This is a genomic window from Streptomyces sp. SPB162 (genome assembly GCF_029504575.1).
In the GTDB taxonomy this organism is placed as follows: Bacteria; Actinomycetota; Actinomycetes; order Streptomycetales; family Streptomycetaceae; genus Actinacidiphila.
In genome coordinates this window covers 4,779,249-4,795,644 of the sequence record NZ_JAQFII010000001.1, presented here as the reverse complement: position 1 = coordinate 4,795,644, position 16,396 = coordinate 4,779,249, and the positions used below count along the sequence as shown (strand labels likewise).

Annotated in this window: 12 protein-coding genes and 2 pseudogenes; 6 read left to right on the top strand and 8 right to left on the bottom strand. The window is 71.3% G+C overall.

Annotated features, from left to right (window positions below; translation table 11 throughout):
• The first annotated feature begins 122 nt into the window (after positions 1 to 122).
• A complete protein-coding gene (locus M2266_RS22040; protein WP_277439723.1) occupies positions 123 to 2,267 on the top strand; it encodes a M4 family metallopeptidase in 2,145 nt (714 codons plus the stop codon).
• 303 nt (positions 2,268 to 2,570) lie between these two features.
• On the opposite strand, the gene M2266_RS22035 is transcribed toward M2266_RS22040, so the two are convergent.
• From M2266_RS22035 to M2266_RS22025, 3 genes are all read right to left on the bottom strand, one after another.
• A complete protein-coding gene (locus M2266_RS22035; protein WP_277439722.1) occupies positions 2,571 to 3,419 on the bottom strand; it encodes a carboxymuconolactone decarboxylase family protein in 849 nt (282 codons plus the stop codon).
• A gap of 149 nt (positions 3,420 to 3,568) precedes the next feature.
• Entirely contained in the window at positions 3,569 to 5,014 is a 1,446-nt protein-coding gene (locus tag M2266_RS22030; RefSeq protein ID WP_277439721.1) for a HAMP domain-containing sensor histidine kinase, read from the bottom strand.
• Between the two features lie 158 nt (positions 5,015 to 5,172).
• Positions 5,173 to 5,874 carry a response regulator transcription factor gene (locus M2266_RS22025; RefSeq protein ID WP_277439720.1) on the bottom strand — a complete coding sequence of 234 codons (702 nt, stop codon included), beginning with the start codon at positions 5,872 to 5,874 and terminating at the stop codon, positions 5,173 to 5,175.
• Positions 5,875 to 6,055: 181 nt separating this feature from the next.
• On the opposite strand from M2266_RS22025, the gene M2266_RS22020 reads away from it, so the two are divergent.
• From M2266_RS22020 to M2266_RS22005, 4 genes and pseudogenes are all read left to right on the top strand, one after another.
• Positions 6,056 to 8,764 carry an MMPL family transporter gene (locus tag M2266_RS22020; protein WP_277441297.1) on the top strand — a complete coding sequence of 903 codons (2,709 nt, stop codon included), beginning with the start codon at positions 6,056 to 6,058 and terminating at the stop codon, positions 8,762 to 8,764.
• 157 nt (positions 8,765 to 8,921) lie between these two features.
• Positions 8,922 to 9,332: a hypothetical protein gene (locus M2266_RS22015; protein ID WP_277439719.1), complete on the top strand. Its 411-nt coding sequence runs from the start codon at positions 8,922 to 8,924 to the stop codon at positions 9,330 to 9,332.
• An 89-nt stretch (positions 9,333 to 9,421) separates the two neighbouring features.
• Positions 9,422 to 9,799 (top strand): annotated as a pseudogene (locus M2266_RS22010) (DCC1-like thiol-disulfide oxidoreductase family protein); the annotation flags it as partial.
• A 256-nt stretch (positions 9,800 to 10,055) separates the two neighbouring features.
• Positions 10,056 to 10,934 carry a TetR family transcriptional regulator gene (locus tag M2266_RS22005; RefSeq protein ID WP_277439718.1) on the top strand — a complete coding sequence of 293 codons (879 nt, stop codon included), beginning with the start codon at positions 10,056 to 10,058 and terminating at the stop codon, positions 10,932 to 10,934.
• Here M2266_RS22005 and M2266_RS22000 read toward each other — a convergent pair.
• Positions 10,920 to 12,206, bottom strand: coding sequence for a metallophosphoesterase (locus tag M2266_RS22000; RefSeq protein ID WP_277439717.1), 1,287 nt, complete (start codon positions 12,204 to 12,206; stop codon positions 10,920 to 10,922). The genes M2266_RS22005 and M2266_RS22000 overlap by 15 nt on opposite strands.
• Positions 12,206 to 12,493: a hypothetical protein gene (locus M2266_RS21995; protein WP_277439716.1), complete on the bottom strand. Its 288-nt coding sequence runs from the start codon at positions 12,491 to 12,493 to the stop codon at positions 12,206 to 12,208. Before M2266_RS21995 ends, M2266_RS22000 begins: the two co-directional genes overlap by 1 nt.
• A 139-nt stretch (positions 12,494 to 12,632) precedes the next feature.
• On the opposite strand from M2266_RS21995, the gene M2266_RS21990 reads away from it, so the two are divergent.
• Positions 12,633 to 13,895, top strand: a complete 1,263-nt coding sequence (locus M2266_RS21990) for a D-alanyl-D-alanine carboxypeptidase (RefSeq protein WP_346780919.1) — start codon at positions 12,633 to 12,635, stop codon at positions 13,893 to 13,895.
• 57 nt (positions 13,896 to 13,952) lie between these two features.
• On the opposite strand, the pseudogene M2266_RS21985 reads toward M2266_RS21990, so the two are convergent.
• From M2266_RS21985 to M2266_RS21975, 3 genes and pseudogenes are all read right to left on the bottom strand, one after another.
• Positions 13,953 to 14,881, bottom strand: a pseudogene (locus M2266_RS21985) (YihY/virulence factor BrkB family protein).
• Positions 14,882 to 14,904: 23 nt separating this feature from the next.
• On the bottom strand, positions 14,905 to 15,411 hold the full coding sequence (locus M2266_RS21980) for a GtrA family protein (RefSeq protein WP_277439714.1): 507 nt from the start codon (positions 15,409 to 15,411) through the stop codon (positions 14,905 to 14,907).
• A gap of 16 nt (positions 15,412 to 15,427) precedes the next feature.
• Positions 15,428 to 16,345, bottom strand: coding sequence for a decaprenyl-phosphate phosphoribosyltransferase (locus M2266_RS21975; RefSeq protein ID WP_277441296.1), 918 nt, complete (start codon positions 16,343 to 16,345; stop codon positions 15,428 to 15,430).
• Between the last annotated feature and the right edge of the window lie 51 nt (positions 16,346 to 16,396).

Below are 16,396 nucleotides of genomic sequence, written 5' to 3'. Positions count from 1 at the left end.
ATGGTTCACAGACCTCACACAGCTTGTGGGACACGGTTTAACGCGTTGTTGCAACTCCCGCAATTAAACAGAGTTGGGACTCCGTTGCCGCGGGTCAGCGGCCACCGCCATGCTCCGTGGCCATGAAACGATCCGTACTCGCCAGCACCCTCACCCTCGCGGTCAGCGGGCTTCTGATAGCCGGGGCGGGCACCCCCGCCAGCGCCGCGAAGAACCCCCGGCCCATCCCGCCGACGGCGAGCGAAGCTCAGGCACTGCGTGACGCGAACTCCGCCGTGGCCGCCCACCCGCAGCTGGTGCGGGCCGGCGCACACGACGTGTTCACGTCACGCGACGTGACCGTCGACGCCGACGGCTCCCGTCACGTCCACCTCGACCGGACCTACCAGGGCCTGCCGGTCCTGGGCGGCGACGTCGTCGTCCACTCGGCTCCCGACGGCACCGCCCGCGACGCGTCCCTGACGCTGGCGGCGCCGCTGAACCTGTCGGTCACGCCGAAGATCACCGCCAAGCAGGCCATCGCCACGGCCGCCAAGAAGTTCAAGGGTGTCAAGCGCGGCAGCACCGCCAAGCTGGTCGTCGACGCCACCTCGGCCAAGCCCGCGCTGGTCTGGCAGGTCGTCATCAACGGCACCGCGCCCGACCAGTCGCCGAGCCACCTGCACGTCCTGGTGAACGCGCGGACCGGCGCCACCGGCCAGTCGTGGAACAGTTTCATCAGCACCGTCGTCGCGGGCCAGACCCAGGCGACGGCCCCCGCCGCCTCCGTCGCGGGCGCCGCGGCCTCGGGCACCGGCCACGGCTACCAGGTCGGCGACGTGACGCTGGGCACCACCAGTGTCAGCGGCGGCTACCAGCTGCTGGACCCGACCCGCGGCAACGGTGAGACGCGGGACGCCCAGAACAAGACGGCCACCAATGACTCGCCGCCCGCCGGCTTCGGCGCCGCGTTCACGGACACCGACAACGTCTGGGGCAACGGCGCCCTCACCGACCGCGCCACGGTCGCGGTCGACGCGCACTACGGCATCCAGGCCACGTGGGACTACTACAAGAACGTCCACGGCCGCAACGGCATCAAGAACAACGGTGTCGGCGCCCGCTCCTTCGTCCACTACGGCGTCAACTACGCCAACGCGGGCTGGGACGACGACAGCTTCTCCATGATCTACGGCGACGGCGCCGCGGGCGACAAGCCCTTCACCGAGCTCGACGTGGCCGGCCACGAGATGAGCCACGGCGTCACCGCCGCGACGGCGGGCCTGAACTACTTCGGCGACGCGGGCGGCCTCAACGAGTCCACCAGCGACATCTTCGGCACCCTGGTCGAGTTCAACGCCAACAGCCCGGCTGACAAGCCCGACTACCTCATCGGCGAGAAGATCGGCTCCTCGCCGCTGCGGTACATGGACGACCCGAAGAAGGACGGCGTCTCGCAGTCCTGCTGGACCACCGGCACCAAGAACCTCGACCCGCACTACTCGTCGGGCGTCGGCAACCACTTCTTCTACCTGCTGGCCGTCGGCTCCGGCTCCTCCTCGTACGGCAACAGCCCGACCTGCAACGGCGCTCCGGCCGTCACGGGCATCGGCAACGCCGACACGGGCAAGATCTGGTACCGCGCGCTGTCCACGTACATGACGGCCGCCACCGACTACCCCGGCGCCCGCACCGCGAGCATCAAGGCGGCGAAGGACCTGTTCGGCGGCAGCAGCACGCAGTGCGCCGCGGTCGAGAAGGCCTGGACGGCGGCAGCCGTCGCCGCGACCTCCACCACCTGCGGTGGAACCGGCACCACCCCGCCGCCGGACGGCACCAACCTGCTGGCCAACCCCGGCTTCGAGTCGGGTGCGACCACCTGGGCCCAGAGCACCGGCGTCATCACCAATGAGACCGGCGCCGCCCCCCACGGCGGCTCGTACTACGCCTGGCTCAACGGCTACGGCACCACCCACACCGACACCCTCTCCCAGTCGGTGACCATCCCGGCCACCGCCGCGGCGCCGAAGCTCAGCTTCTGGCTCGGCATCACCACCAAGGAGACGGGCTCCACGGCCTACGACACGCTGAAGGCCCAGGTCGTCTCCGGCACCACGACGACCACGCTGGCGACGTACTCCAACACCACCCCGAGCGGCTACGTCCAGCGCACCCTCGACCTGTCCGCCTTCAAGGGCAAGACGGTCACCGTCAAGTTCCTGGGCGCCGAGGACTCCTCCGCGGCCACCAGCTTCCTGATCGACGACACGGCCGTCACCAACGGCTGACCCACCTGCCCCCCACGGGGTGGCGGCCCGGACGGAACGGCAAAGGCCTTCCGCCCGGGCCGCCGCCGTGTCCGCTTCCGGCGGGCGGTTCACTCTTCCGAGGGGGTCGACCCAGCGGGCGCCCCGCACGCCGTACTGCTCGTGGCCGGCGATACATCGGGACACCGGGCCGCGTGATACGACCGCTCGATCCCGCCGGCCGAGGCACGCTACGCCGAGTGGCTCGAGTACCTGGATCAGCGACAGTTCAACGGAACCCGAATGATCGTCGCCTGACCCCGCCACCTGTCGCGTTCAGCCCCGCTACCGGGATTGCGCGCGCTCGTCGAAGACGGCGCGGGCGGCGGTGATGCCGTTGAGGGCGGCGGGGAAGCCCGCGTAGCCCGCCATTTGGGTGATGATCTCGACGGCCTCGTCCTCGGTACCGCCCACGTTGAGGAACCCGTGGAGGTGGACGCGGAGTTGCGGGGCCGCCGTGCCGAGGGCGGTGCACATGGCGATGGTGGCCAGTTCGCGGGACTTGAGGTCGAGTCCCGGGCGGGAGTAGACGTCGCCGAAGGCGAACTCGATCAGGTACCGGGCCAGGTCGGGGGCGATGTCCTGGAGCGAGGCGACGACCGCTTCGCCGGCGTGGCCGTCGATGCGGGCCAGCGCTTCCGCTCCGCGCTCGTAGCGGGTGGTGCCCGGCTCGCTGGGGGTGGCCGGCGCAATGGGCCCGGCGTCGGCGTCGCCGGCCTCCTTGCGTGCGGCGAAGACCTCGCGGGCGATGGTGAGGGCGTTGAGGGCGGCCGGGAAGCCCGCGTAGACGCCGGCGTGGATGAACGTCTCCACGATCTCCCGCCGGCTGATGCCGACATTGAGCGCCCCGTCGACGTGGAAGCGCAGCTGCGGGGCCGCGTTGCCCATCGCGGCGAGCGCCGAGATGGTGGCCAACTGGCGCTGCGGGAGCGTCAGGCCGGGGCGGGAGATGATGTCGCCGTAGCCGAACTCGACGGTGAACCGTCCCAGGTCGGGGGCGATCCCGGCGAGCGCGTCGAGCACGGCGGGCCGCTCGGTGCCGGCGATCTTCTGCAGCACGGCGAGGCCGCGCGCGTAGCGCTCGGAGGGGGCGTCGGCCGTGTCGGGCGCGGACTTCTCATTCGTCGTTGGCATGGCATCGAACGTACGGGTTGGAGGGGGCTCTAACGCAAGCCCTGAACGTCTCCCGCCGCAAACAGGATTCGGCGCAGCAGGTCGGAGAGCGTGCGGCGGCCGAGCCACCGGTCCCCGCGGCCGCCGGACCGGTCTGAGCGGCCGGGTTTTCAGCGCGCGGCCGCGTCGCCGCTCTCCAGGGCGAGTTCGGCCGGACGGACCGCCGGGAGGGTGACGCGGACCGTGAGCCCCGTGCCCGGGGCCGTGTCGAGGCGAACCGATCCGTGGTGCGCGTCGACCGCGGCCTGGACGATCGACATGCCGAGGCCGGCGCCGCCGGTGTCCCTGGCCCGGTCGGGGTCGGCGCGGAAGAAGCGGTCGAAGGCGCGGGCCGCGTCCTGCGGCGACAGGCCGGGGCCGGAGTCGGTGATCCGCAGCAGGACGTCCTCGTCCCGGCGGACGACCTCCACGGTCAGCGGGGACTCCGCCGGAGTGTGCACCCGGACGTTGCTGAGCAGGTTCCCCAGGATCTGCCGCAACTGCGCCTCGTCCCCCAGCACTTCCACGCAGCCCGGCAGGATCAGCGCGATGGGCCGCTGCGGCTGCTGCATGGCGAGATCGGCTATACCGTCCCTGACCAGCTGCGTCAGGTCGACGGGACGCGGCGCGAGCGCCGGCCGGTCCTCCAGCCGGGCGAGGGCGAGGAGTTCGTCGACGAGGCGGCTCATCCGCATCGCCTCGGCGGACACCCTGGTCAGGGCGCGGTCCTTCTCGTCGGGGTCGAGCATCCCCTTCTCGTAGAGCTGGAGGTAGCCGCGGACGGAGGCGAGCGGCGTGCGCAGCTCGTGGGAGGCGTCGGCGAGGAACTGGCGGAGCTGGGCGGTGGCCCGCTCGCTGCTGGTGAGCGCCGTCTCGATCTGCTGGAGCATGGCGTTGAGGGCGGCGCTGAGCTGCTCGACCTCGGTGCTGCCGTGCGAGGCGGTGGCGATCCGCCGGGAGAGGTCGCCCTCGGAGATGGCGGACGCCGTCTCGACCATGTCCTCCAGCGGTTGCAGCCGCCGGCGGGCGGCGGTCAGCGAGCCCATGGCGAGCAGGCCCAGCAGCACGACGCTGTCGATGACCTCGACGATGAGGAGGTGGCCGACCGCCCGCCGCACCCCGTTGAGCCGCATCCCCTTGACGACCATGGTGCCGTCACCGAGGCGGGAGACCACCACCCGGTAGTAGCTGCCGGCGCTGTGCACGGTCGCGGCGTCGCCGGACGACGCGAGCGCCTTCACGTCCGGCAGTGCCGAGGCGAGACTGCGGCGCTCCTCGTTGAGGTTGGCCACGTCGCCCTCGCACACCGTGGAGATCCGGCCGTGGGAGTCGAGCACCAGGAACAGGTCCTGGTCGAAGGCCTGGGCGACGACCTTGCCGCCCTTGGCGGTCTGCAGCATGCCGGCCATCGTGCACAGCTGCTGCAGGCCGCCGCTGGTGAACGGCGTGGAGGACATCGCCCTCTGGGAGGTCTTCAACGAGTCGTCTATCTCGCCGATCAGCATGGTGTACATGCCGATGAGGCTGGCCGCGCCCGCCATCACCAGCCCGATGGCCAGGAAGGTGACGTTGGCCATCGTGAAGCGCCCGCGCAGCGAGCGGGGGCGCGGCCAGAAGCAGCGCCTCGGTCCGGAACCGGATCCGGAACCGCTGTCGTACCTGCCGAACTCGGCCCTCCCGCTTTCACGAACGCCACTGACGCGCGTGCCGAGCCCGAACGTCCCGAACCCGAACCTCATGTCAGTGCCCGCAGCCCGTAGCCGATGCCGCGCCGGGTCTCGATGAGCGGCGGTCCGAGCCGGTCGAGCTTTCGCCGCAGGTAGCTGATGTAGGTCTCGACGACGGTCGACTCGACGACGGTGTCGTACTGCCAGACGTGCTGGAGCAGTTGCTCCTTGGTGACGATCCGCCCGGCGTTGCGCAGCAGGTGCCGCAGCAGGTTGTACTCGGTCGGGGTCAGATCGACCGGCTCGCCCGCGCGGCGGACGCTGTACGTCGTCTCGTCCATCTCCAGGTCCCCGTGGCGCAGTACGGGGTCGGCCGGCTCCGGTTCGCGCCGGGTCCTGCGGAGCACGGCGTGCACCCGGGCGACGACCTCGTCCACGCCGAACGGCTTGGTGATGTAGTCGTCGCCGCCCAGCGCGAGGCCGCCGACGACGTCGCGCGGCGCGTCCCGGGCGGTCACGAAGATCACCGCGAGGTCGTCGCGTTCGGCGCGCAGCGTGCGGCAGACCTCCCAGCCGTTGCCGTCCGGCAGCATCACGTCGAGGAGCACCAGATCGGGCCGGTACTCGCGGGCGGCGATGACGGCCTGTCGGCCGGTGGCCGCGGTACACACCGTGAAGCCATGGTATTTCAGGGTAATTCGGAGAATGTCCGCGATGCCCGGCTCGTCCTCCACGATCAGTACGGTGGCCGGCCTCTCGGGGTTCTCCATGGCTCAAGTATCGGCAGTGATGGCCCACAGACCCACTGGAGACAACTTGGGAGTTCCCTGAGAGATCCCGATTCACCTTGTGACGGCCCGGCCCCGGCACGGAGGCTGAGCAGACTGCGGGGGAATTCCTGCCCGGCAGCGACCGTCGGCAGCGAGTGAAGGAGCTGGGACCGTGGCCTCATTGGCACGTTGGTGCTTTAGGCGCAAGTGGTTGGTGATCGGGTTGTGGGTGGCGGTGGTGGCCGGCTTCGGCGCCAGCAGTACCGCGGCCGGGAGCGACTACGCCAACGTCTTCGAGCTGCCGGGCACCGAGTCCGCCCAGGTCCTGAAGCTGATGGACAAGGCGTTCCCCGACCAGGCCGGCGAGTCCGACAACGTCGTGTGGCACGTCGACCAGGGTTCGGTACGTGACAGCGCGGTCCAGCAGAAGATGACCGCCGCCCTGCAGAAGATCAAGAGCGGGGTCGCGGACGTCGGCGCGATCGCGAGCCCGTACGCGCCCGAGGGCGCGGCGAAGATCAGCAAGGACGGCAGGACCGCCTACGCCACCGTCACCTTCACCAAGCTCGGCAACGAGCTGGACAAGGAGGAGGTGAAGAAGCTCATCGACATCGTGCACGACGCCTCGGGCGACGGCCTGCAGGTCGAGGCCGGCGGTCAGGCCGTGCAGATGGCCGAGGAGCCGCCGCAGGGCCTGAGCGAGCTCGTGGGCATCGCGGCCGCGGCCGTGGTCCTCTTCCTCGCCTTCGGCTCGCTGTTCGGGATGCTGCTGCCGATCATCACCGCGCTCTTCGCGATCTTCACCGCCTCGTCGGCGATCATCCTGCTCAGCCACGGCATGGCCATCGCCGACGTGTCCCCGATGCTGGCGATGCTCGTCGGCCTGGGCGTCGGCATCGACTACGCGCTGTTCATCGTCACCCGGCACCGCAAGGGCGTGCTGCGCGGGAAGACGCCGGAGGAGGCCGCCGTCACAGCGGTCAACACCTCGGGCCGCGCCGTGCTGTTCGCGGGCGGCACCGTCTGCATCGCCCTGCTCGGCATGTTCGCGATGGGTCTGAGCTTCCTCAACGGGGTCGCCATCGCGTCCGCGTTGACCGTCGTCCTGAGCGTCGCCGCGGCCATCACGCTGCTGCCCGCGATGCTCGGCGTCCTCGGCATGCGCGTGCTGTCGCGCCGCCAGCGCCGCAAGCTGGCCGCGAACGGCCCCGAGCCGGAGCACTCCACCGGTGCCGCGGCCCGCTGGTCCGGCTTCCTGGAGCGGCACCCGCGGGTGCTCTCGCTGGTCGCGGTCGCGGTCATGGCGGTGCTGGCCATCCCGATGCTCTCCCTGCGCCTCGGCTCGTCCGACCAGGGCAACAACCCGGACACGACGACCACCCGCAAGGCGTACGACCTGCTCGCGGGCGGTTTCGGCGCCGGCTTCAACGGCCCGCTGACCATCCTCGCGGAGGTGAAGTCGGACACCGACAAGGCAGCGGTGCAGACCCTGGTCGGCAAGCTCAACGCGACCAAGGGCATCACCTTCGCCGCCGCGATGCCGATGCAGCCGGGCGCCGAGGTCGCCGTCATCCAAGCGGTGCCGAACAGCTCGCCGCAGGACAAGTCGACGTCGGACCTGATCGACCACCTGCGCGAGGACGTCGTACCGGCTGCCGAGCAGGGCAGCACGATGCAGGCGTACGTCGGCGGCCAGACGGCGATGTTCAAGGACTTCGCCTCGGTGCTGATGGGCAAGCTCCCGCTCTTCATCGCCGTGATCATCGCGCTGGGCTTCGTCCTGCTGATGGTGGCCTTCCGCAGCATCGTCGTACCGCTCACCGCCGCCGTGATGAACCTGATCGCGGCCGCCGCGTCCTTCGGACTGCTGGTCGCGGTCTTCCAGTGGGGCTGGGGCGGTGACGCGCTGGGCGCCGGACGCGCGGGCCCGATCGAGGCGTTCCTCCCCGTCATCATGCTGTCGCTGCTCTTCGGCCTCTCCATGGACTACCAGGTCTTCCTGGTCAGCCGGATGCACGAGGAGTGGACGCACACCAAGGACAACGCGCGGGCGGTACGCGTCGGCCTGGCCGAGACCAGCCGGGTGATCAACTCCGCCGCCGTCATCATGATCTGCGTCTTCGGCGCCTTCGTGCTCAGCGGGCAGCGCGTGCTGGCGATGTTCGGCATCGGGCTGGCGGGGGCGGTCGCGCTCGACGCGTTCATCCTGCGGACGGTCCTCGTCCCCTCGCTGATGCACCTGTTCGGCAACGCCAACTGGTGGCTGCCGGGCTGGCTCGACAAGCGGCTGCCGCACCTGGCGGTCGAGGGCGCGCCGGAGGACGACGACGCTCCGGCGTCGGGTGTCGTCATCCCCCTGACGAAGGCCGGCGGCCCGTCCGTGCGCGGCACCGTCCGCGGGGCCTTCGGACTGCCGATCCCGCGCTCCGAGCTCACCCTCATCGCCGCCGACGGCCGCCAGGTCGGCCGGATCACGGCGGACGACGACGGATCGTTCAGCCTGCCGACGCCCGGCAGCGGCTCGTACGTGCTGGTCGCCAACGCTGACGGGCACCAGCCGCAGACGGCGAGCGTCATGACGAACGACCGCCCCGTGGAGTGCGATCTGCGGCTCAGCGGCACCGGCACCCTCTCGGGCACGGTGCGCACGGCGCAGGGCGATCCCGTCGACGACGCGCGGGTCGTCCTGCAGGACGCGGACGGCAAGGAGGTCGGCGTCATCCACACGGGTCAGGACGGTGGCTACGCCTTCGCCAACCTCTACCCGGGCCGCTACACGCTGCTGACGATGGGCTACCCGCCCTTCCCCGCCACGGTCACGGTGGGCGGCGGCGAGGACGGCGACGGCGGGGACGACCTCGACCTGGAGCTGAGCCACTCGCGCGACTGACGCGACCGACCCACCTTTTCCCGGAACGCCGGGCGGGCCTGAGACATCAGGCCCGCCCGGCGTTTTTCGTTCCCCGCCGCCCATGGTTGAACACGTTCAAAAATGGGTCTACAGTCAGGCCTGTCAGAAGTTTTGAACACGTTCAAAGGGATGGACCATGGACCTCACGGTCGTCGCGTACGTCGTCTACCTGCTCATCAGCATCGGTCTGACCATCTGGGTCGCGCGCACCCTCAGCAGCAACGGGCGGATCTTCCTCGCCGACGTGCTGCACGGCAACGAGAAGCTCGCCGAGGCCGTCAACCACCTCCTGGTGGTCGGTTTCTACCTCGTCAACTTCGGGTTCGTCGCCCTCTACCTCAAGGCGGCCGACGCGGTCGAGGACGCCCGGGGCCTCTTCGAGGTGCTGTCGGTCAAGCTCGGGGTCGTCCTGCTCGTCCTCGGTGTCCTGCACCTCGGCAACGTCTTCATCCTCAACAAGATGCGCCGCCGGGGCATCATGGAGAAGGAGCAGGTGCCGCCGGTGCCGCCACAGGGCTGGACCACCCCCGCCACCCCGGCGCTCTGACCACCATGGCCGCCGACGCCGCCCGCCCCGCGGAACCCGCGGAAGTCACAGAACCCGCAGCACCGGAAGCACCGGAAGCACCCGCGGAAGTGGCAGCACCCGCACCGGCCTACCGGGACGCCCGCGTCCCGGTCCGCCGGCTGACCGTCCTGTACGACGCCGACTGCCGGCTCTGCTCGTTCGTGCGGGGCTGGCTCGGACGCCAGCGCCGGCTCGTCCCGCTGGACCTCGTCCCGGCCTGCTCCCCCGAGGCGCGCGGCCGGTACCCGGACCTCGACCACGCCTCTACCCTCAGCCGCATCACCGTCATCGGCGACCAGGGGCAGCTCTACACGGGCGACGCCGCCTGGATCGTCGTCCTGTGGGCGCTCGCCGAGTACCGTCCGATGGCCCACCGCTTCAGCACCCCGGTCGGGGCGCCGCTCGCGCGGGCCGCGGTCCTGGCGGCCGCGAAGTACCGGGCCGCGGCCACTCCGTACGCCGGTTGGGACGTCCCCCCGAACGGCCGCCGGCCGGCGCCCGGCCCGAACGGCGGCCACCGCGGCGGAGCCCGGAACGCCTGGCGCCAGACCGACTGGGGCCCCGCCCGCACCGCCTGGGCGCCGCCCGGAACGGACTGGGAACGGGCCCGGAATCCGGGCACCGGCCGGCCGCCCGGGGCGCCGCTGCCGGCCCACGAGGACTGCGGCGATGCGTGCGGGCACGGCGGTTAGGCTCACCCCTGTGGAAGAAACTGACCGTAGCCCGTCCGACGACGTCGCGCCGGCCGCCGAACTGCCGGGCGGCCGGGCGCGTCCGAAGACCGACAAGAGCGAGCTGACCCGGGCGCTCATCCTGGACACCGCGATGCGGATGTTCCAGGAACGCGGCTACAACAAGACGACGATGCGGGCGATCGCGACCGAGGCCGGGGTGTCGGTCGGCAACGCCTACTACTACTTCGCGTCGAAGGAGTTCCTGATCCAGGGCTTCTACGACCGGATGACGCACGAGCACGCGGTCGACACCCACGCCAAGATGGCCGGCGTCACCGACTTCTCCAAGCGCCTGGAGATCGCCCTCACCTCGTGGGTGGACTGCGCGGCGCCGTACCACGAGTTCGCCTCGCAGTTCTTCCGCACGGCGGCCGATCCGGACAGCCCGCTCAGCCCGTTCTCGAACGAGTCGCACCCGGCGCGCGCCACCGCCGTCGCCATCTTCGACGAGGTGCTGAACGGCTCGGACCTGGCCCCCAAGCTCGACGCCGAACTCGCCGAACTCCTCCCGGACCTGCTCTGGCTGCACCTGATGATCGTGGTGCTGTACTGGGTCTTCGACCGCACCGACGACACCGAGCGCACCCGGAACTTCGTCAAGCGGTGCACCCCGCTGGTGGCGAAGGTCGTCAGCCTCTCGCGCTACCGGGTGTTCCGTCCGCTGGTCAGGGACGCCAAGGGGCTCATCCACGACTTCATCCTGCCGACGTTCATCTCGTCCCAGAAGTCGTCGGGGGGCGGCGCGGAAGCGCCCCAGGACACTGCCACGGCCGCTGAGCCCGTCGCCAAGGTCCCGGCCAAGCGGGCGGCGAAGCGCGCCGCGAAGAAGGCCTCACGCGCGCAGTGACACCAGCTTCACGATCGTGATGTCGGACGGCGCCCCGACCCGTACCGGCGGACCCCAGGCGCCCGCGCCGCGCGTCACGTACAACTGGGTGTCGCCGTACCGGTCGAGACCCGCCACGGTGGGGTTCGCCAGCTCGGCGATGTAGTTGCCCGGCCAGAGCTGGCCGCCGTGCGTGTGTCCCGAGAGCTGCAGGTCCACGCCGTGCTTGACCGCTTCGTGGATCATCACCGGCTGGTGCGCCAGCAGGACGGCGGCCCGGGTGCGGTCCCGGTCGCCGAGCGCCCTGCCGTAGTCGGGCGCGGCGTGGTGGTCGGCGCCGGAGATGTCGTTGACGCCCGCGAGGTCGAAGCCGGGCAGCTCGACCCGGGCGTTCTCCAGCGGGTGCACGCCCAGTTCGCGGACGAAGTCGACCCACGGGGCCGCGCCCGAGAAGTACTCGTGGTTGCCGGTGACGAAGTACGAGCCGTCCCGGGCCCGCAGTCCGGCCAGCGGCTCGGCGGCCGGTCCGAGATCCGCCACGGTCCCGTCGACCAGGTCGCCGACGATCGCCACCAGGTCGGGGCGGGCGCCGTTGATCGTGTCGACGATGCGTTGGGTGTGCGCCCGGCCCAGGATCGGTCCGAGGTGGATGTCGCTGACCACCGCGATCCGGTAACCGTCCGCCCGCGCGGGCAGCTTCGCGAGGGGGATCGTCACGTTCTTCAGCCGGGGGCCGCGCAGGACGCCGTAGGTGCCGTACCCGACGGTCCCGGCCGCCACGGCGACGGAGGCGGCGGCGACGGTGCGGGCGACGAACTGCCGCCGGGTGGCACCGGCGGCGGGCTCGTCGGTCGCGGCGGGAGCGGCGGCGGGCTCGGCGGTCGCGGCGGTCGGCGCCGGGCGCGGAGCTGCCGGCGGAACCTCCACCGGGACCGTGACCGCTTCCGGAACCACTTCATCCGTCCGGGCCGCCGCCCGGCGGTCGAGCGCACGCCGCAGCAGCGGTCGTACCGCCTCGCCCACCAGCAGCGCGAACGTCAGATAGATCAGCACCGCGAGCCACAGGTAGCCCGGCCAGGCCAGCCACCGTTCGCCCGCGAGCGGCAGTTCACGGCCACCGAGCAGCGCGCCCAGGCTGGTCAGCGGGAGGACGAAGGCGAGCACCGTCCCGACGCGCCGGTACCAGCCGCCGGGCGCCGACACGTCGCGAACCAGGCGTCGCCACAGGTACCGGTGCAGGGCGACGAACAGCGCCAGGACGGCCAGTGCGCCCAGGACGAAGACGACGATCACTAAACGGCTGCCGTGTCGGAGCGCTGCGGTTCGACCGGCGTCCCGGCGGCGGCTTCCCGCTTCAGGACCCGCAGCGACCGCAACCCGAGCGCGCCGATCGCCGTTCCCAGCAGGAACGAGGTGATCGCGAGCGTCAGGTGCACCCAGAAGTACGCGGTCGGGGAGCCGTCGTCGAACGCGAGCCCGCTCGCGTCCTTCCACAGGTTCTTCACGAAGGTGGTCCAGACGATCCAGGACCACACACCGAAGGCGATCAGGAACCAGGAGACGGGGCGGTTGAGCTTCATACATCCCAGTATGGGGACTCCCGCACGGCAACGGCCGACGGGGTCCGGTTGGTTCCGCCTCCCGGGCGTGCGAATCCTCACGCGTCCGCGGGACAAACGGGGGGCGCGCGTTCCGCCACCAGGCCTGTACGTTCTGCTGGTGTCCAAGCCTGCACCCGCCTTCCGCCGTTCCCTGCTGGCCCTGTGCGCCGCCACCCTGGCGTCCGGCCCGCTGCTCGCCTCGCCCGCCCACGCGGACGAGAGAACGAAGGAACCGGTGCCTCCCGCCGCCATGTCGAAGGTCGGCGGCGAACGGCTCGGGGTGCCCGGCACCCAGGTGCAGCCGGAGGCCGGGAGCCCGGCGGTGCCGAACCTGACCGCCCGTTCGTGGATCGTGGCCGACGCGAAGACCGGCGAGGTGCTCGCCGCCCACAACGCGCACTGGAAACTGGCTCCCGCCAGCACGCTCAAGATGCTCTTCGCCGACACCGTGCTGCCGAAATTCCAGAAGACCGAGGTGCACACGGTCGCCGACTCCGACCTGCGCGGCATGGGCGAGGGCAGCAGCCTCGTCGGCATCAAGGAGAAGCTCAGCTACACGGTCCACGACCTGTGGCTCGGGGTCTTCCTGCACTCGGGCAACGACGCGGTGCACGTCCTCGCCACGATGAACGGCGGCGTCGACAAGACCGTGCAGGAAATGAACGCGCAGGCCAAGGAGTTGCAGGCCGACGACACCCATGTCGTGTCGCCCGACGGCTACGACATGCCGGGCCAGGTCAGCAGCGCCTACGACCTCACGCTCTTCGCCCGATCGGGGCTGAAGAACGCGGACTTCCGCGAGTACTGCGGGACGGCCAGCGCCCAGTTCCCCGGCGAGTACAAGGACCTGAAGACGGGCAAGCCGTCGAAGACCCGCTCCTCCTTCGGCATACAGAACACCGACCGCCTGCTGACCGGCATGGGTGTCAGCCGCTATCCCGGCCTGATCGGGGTGAAGAACGGTTTCACCACCAACGCGGGCAATACCTTCACCGGCGCGGCCGAGCGAGACGGTCGCACCTTGCTCGTCACCGTGATGCACCCGGCCGCACGCCCCAACGAGGTCTACAAGGAGACGGCCGCGCTGCTGGACTGGGGCTTCAAGGCCGCCTCCACCGTGCAGCCGGTCGGCACCCTGGTCCCGACGCGGAGCGCCGCCCAGGCGAACGCCCCCGACCCGGACACTAAGGGCCCCGCCCAGGCGGCCGTCACCAGCACGTCCAGCTCGAACGGCATCTGGACCTACGCCGGAATCGCCGCAGGCGCCCTGGCCCTCGTCGCCGGCGCCGTCCTCCTCCTACGCCGCCGCCGAACCACCGCCCCCACCCTGCCCGACCCCCGCCCCTCCCGCCGCAAGCCCCGCGACGAAGCCACCGACTGACGGGGGCGGGGATGGCCCCGGGGTCAGACCTGCGGACCGCGGACCTTCTGTTGGGGGTCAGGCGGGGCGGACGGTTGCCGGGTGGTCCTCGGTGGGGGTCGGGTCGGTTGCCGGCTGCTCGGCTTCCGCCGTCGCGGTTTTGGAAGGGACTGCGGTCCAGGCGGCGCAGAAGAGGAGCAGTTTGGCCATGAAGTTGAACCAGAGCAGCAGCGCGACGGGGACGCCGAAGGCGCCGTACATGCTCTTGGCGGCCACGTTCTGCAGGTAGCTGCTGAGGACCAGCTTGAGGATCTCGAAGCCGACGGCCCCGACGAGGCCCCCGCGACGACCACCCGGTGGCGCGGGGGTTCGACGCCGGGCAGCAGGGTGAGCAGGACGACCAGGAGCACGAAGTCCGCGACGACCGCGATGCAGAAGCCCGCGGCGGTGAGGAAGAACTGGCCGACGGTGCTGTCCTCGACGCCGAGGTGGTCGGCGGCCCAGCCGACGGCGGCGGTGGCGAACGCGGAGGAGGCCAGCGAGACGATGGCGGCGGCGCCGAGGCCGAGCAGGATCCCGGCGTCCCTGAGCCGGCTCTTGAACGGGTTCTCGTCCTCGTCGTCCTTCTCCCAGACCGCGCGCAGGCAGTCGCGGAGCGAGGCGACCCAGCCGAAGCCGGTGAAGAGGAGCAGGGCGCCGGCGATGAGGCCGACGGTGCCGGCGTTGGCGACGAGACCGTCGATGTTGAGCTGGTCGGCGATGCCGGGGACCTGTTCCGAGACCTTCTTCTGGATGTCCTGGAGTTGCCGGTCGGAGAGCAGGGCCGCGCCGATCGCCGCGGCGACGGTGATCAGCGGGAAGAGGGCCAGGAAGCTGGTGAAGGTGACGGCCGCGGCCAGCCGGCTCCAGTGCACCTTCTGGAGGTGCTCGAACGAACGCCAGGCGTGGGTGCGCATCAGCCGGGCGATCCACGGGCCGATCCACGGCAGTTTCGTCAGCCACTCCATGTGGTCCACTCCATGTCGGTTGCCTACCCTCCGTCAGGGTTCGCACTCCCGGCGCGGTGGCGGGGTCGGGGGTGCGGCCGGTCGGCCGGGGACGCGGCCGGTCCCGGACGTCCGAAGACGAAGGTCCGCGTCCCCCAGAAGCGCAGCGCTGTGGCCAGCGCCATCCCGATGCCCGCGCCCGAGACCACGTCCGCGCGCGGGGTGGTGAGCCCGAGCGCGTAGTGCGACACGGCCAGGCACAGGAGCTGCACCACCGCGCCCGCGACGTTGAACGCGAAGAAGACGACGTACTGGCGGGCGCGGCCGACGGCGGGTGGGCGGCCGCGGTAGGTACCCAGCGCGTTGCCGGCGTAGGCGACCGTGCAACCGGCGAGGAACGACAGCGCCTTGGCGGTGAGCGGCCCGAAGCCGCCCGGTCCGCGCAGCCAGACGAACAGGCCGAGGTCGACGGCGTAGGCGGCGGCGCCGGCCAGCGCGAAGCCGAGGATCTCGGAGCGCAGGGCGGACCCGACACCATGCCGGTGCGTCACAGCTCGGCCCGGTAGGTCACAGCTCGGCCACCGCGAGGGCGTAGAGCGCCGCCCAGCCCAGGGCGATGACGAGCATCGGGCGGTCGCGCAGCACCACGTCCTCCGGCGCTCCGGCCGCGCCCGCGTCGGCGAAGACGGCGTAGCGGAGCACGGACAGGATGAACGGGATCATGGACAGCTGCCGCCAGGGCAGCGAGCCGGCGGCGGCGCCACCGGTCTCCATCGCCCACATCCCGTACGCGAGGACCGCGACCCCGGCCGCGAGCTGCCAGACGAACCGCAGGTAGCCGGTGGTGTACGCGGACAGCAGGGAGCGCGAGGCACCGGCCTCGCGGTCGGTGCCCGACATCAGGACCAGTTCGGAGTAGCGCTTGGCGGCGACCATGAAGAGCGCGCCGAAACCCGAGGTGATCAGGAACCAGCGGGACAGGGCGATGTCGAGGGCGAAGCCGCCGGCCATGGCGCGCATGAGGAAGCCGGTGGTGACGACCACGAGGTCCACCACGAGGACGTGCTTGAGCCGCAGGCAGTACGCGAGCTGCATGACGAGGTACGCGGCGAGCAGCCCGGCGGTCGCCGCGTTGCACAGCACGTACGCGCCCACCGGCGCGAGGACCCCGAGCAGCGCGCCCGCCGTGTAGGCGGCCGGCACCGGGAGCCGGCCGCTGGCGACGGGGCGGGCGCATTTGACGGGGTGGGCCCGGTCGGCCTCGGCGTCACGTGCGTCGTTGATCAGGTAGACGGCGGACGCGCAGGCGGTGAAGAGCACGAACACGATGCCGAGCTGGATCAGTCCGTGGCGCGACAGCAGCCGCCCGGCGGCGACCGGCGCGGCGAGCACCAGGCCGTTCTTGACCCACTGCCGCGGCCGGGCCGTTCTGACCAGGCCGCCGGGAAGGCCCGCCACGGTGCGGAGCAGCCCGACACGGCGCATCCCGACGACGGGGACGGGGACGGGGACCGGGACCGGGACGGCGCTCGCCGG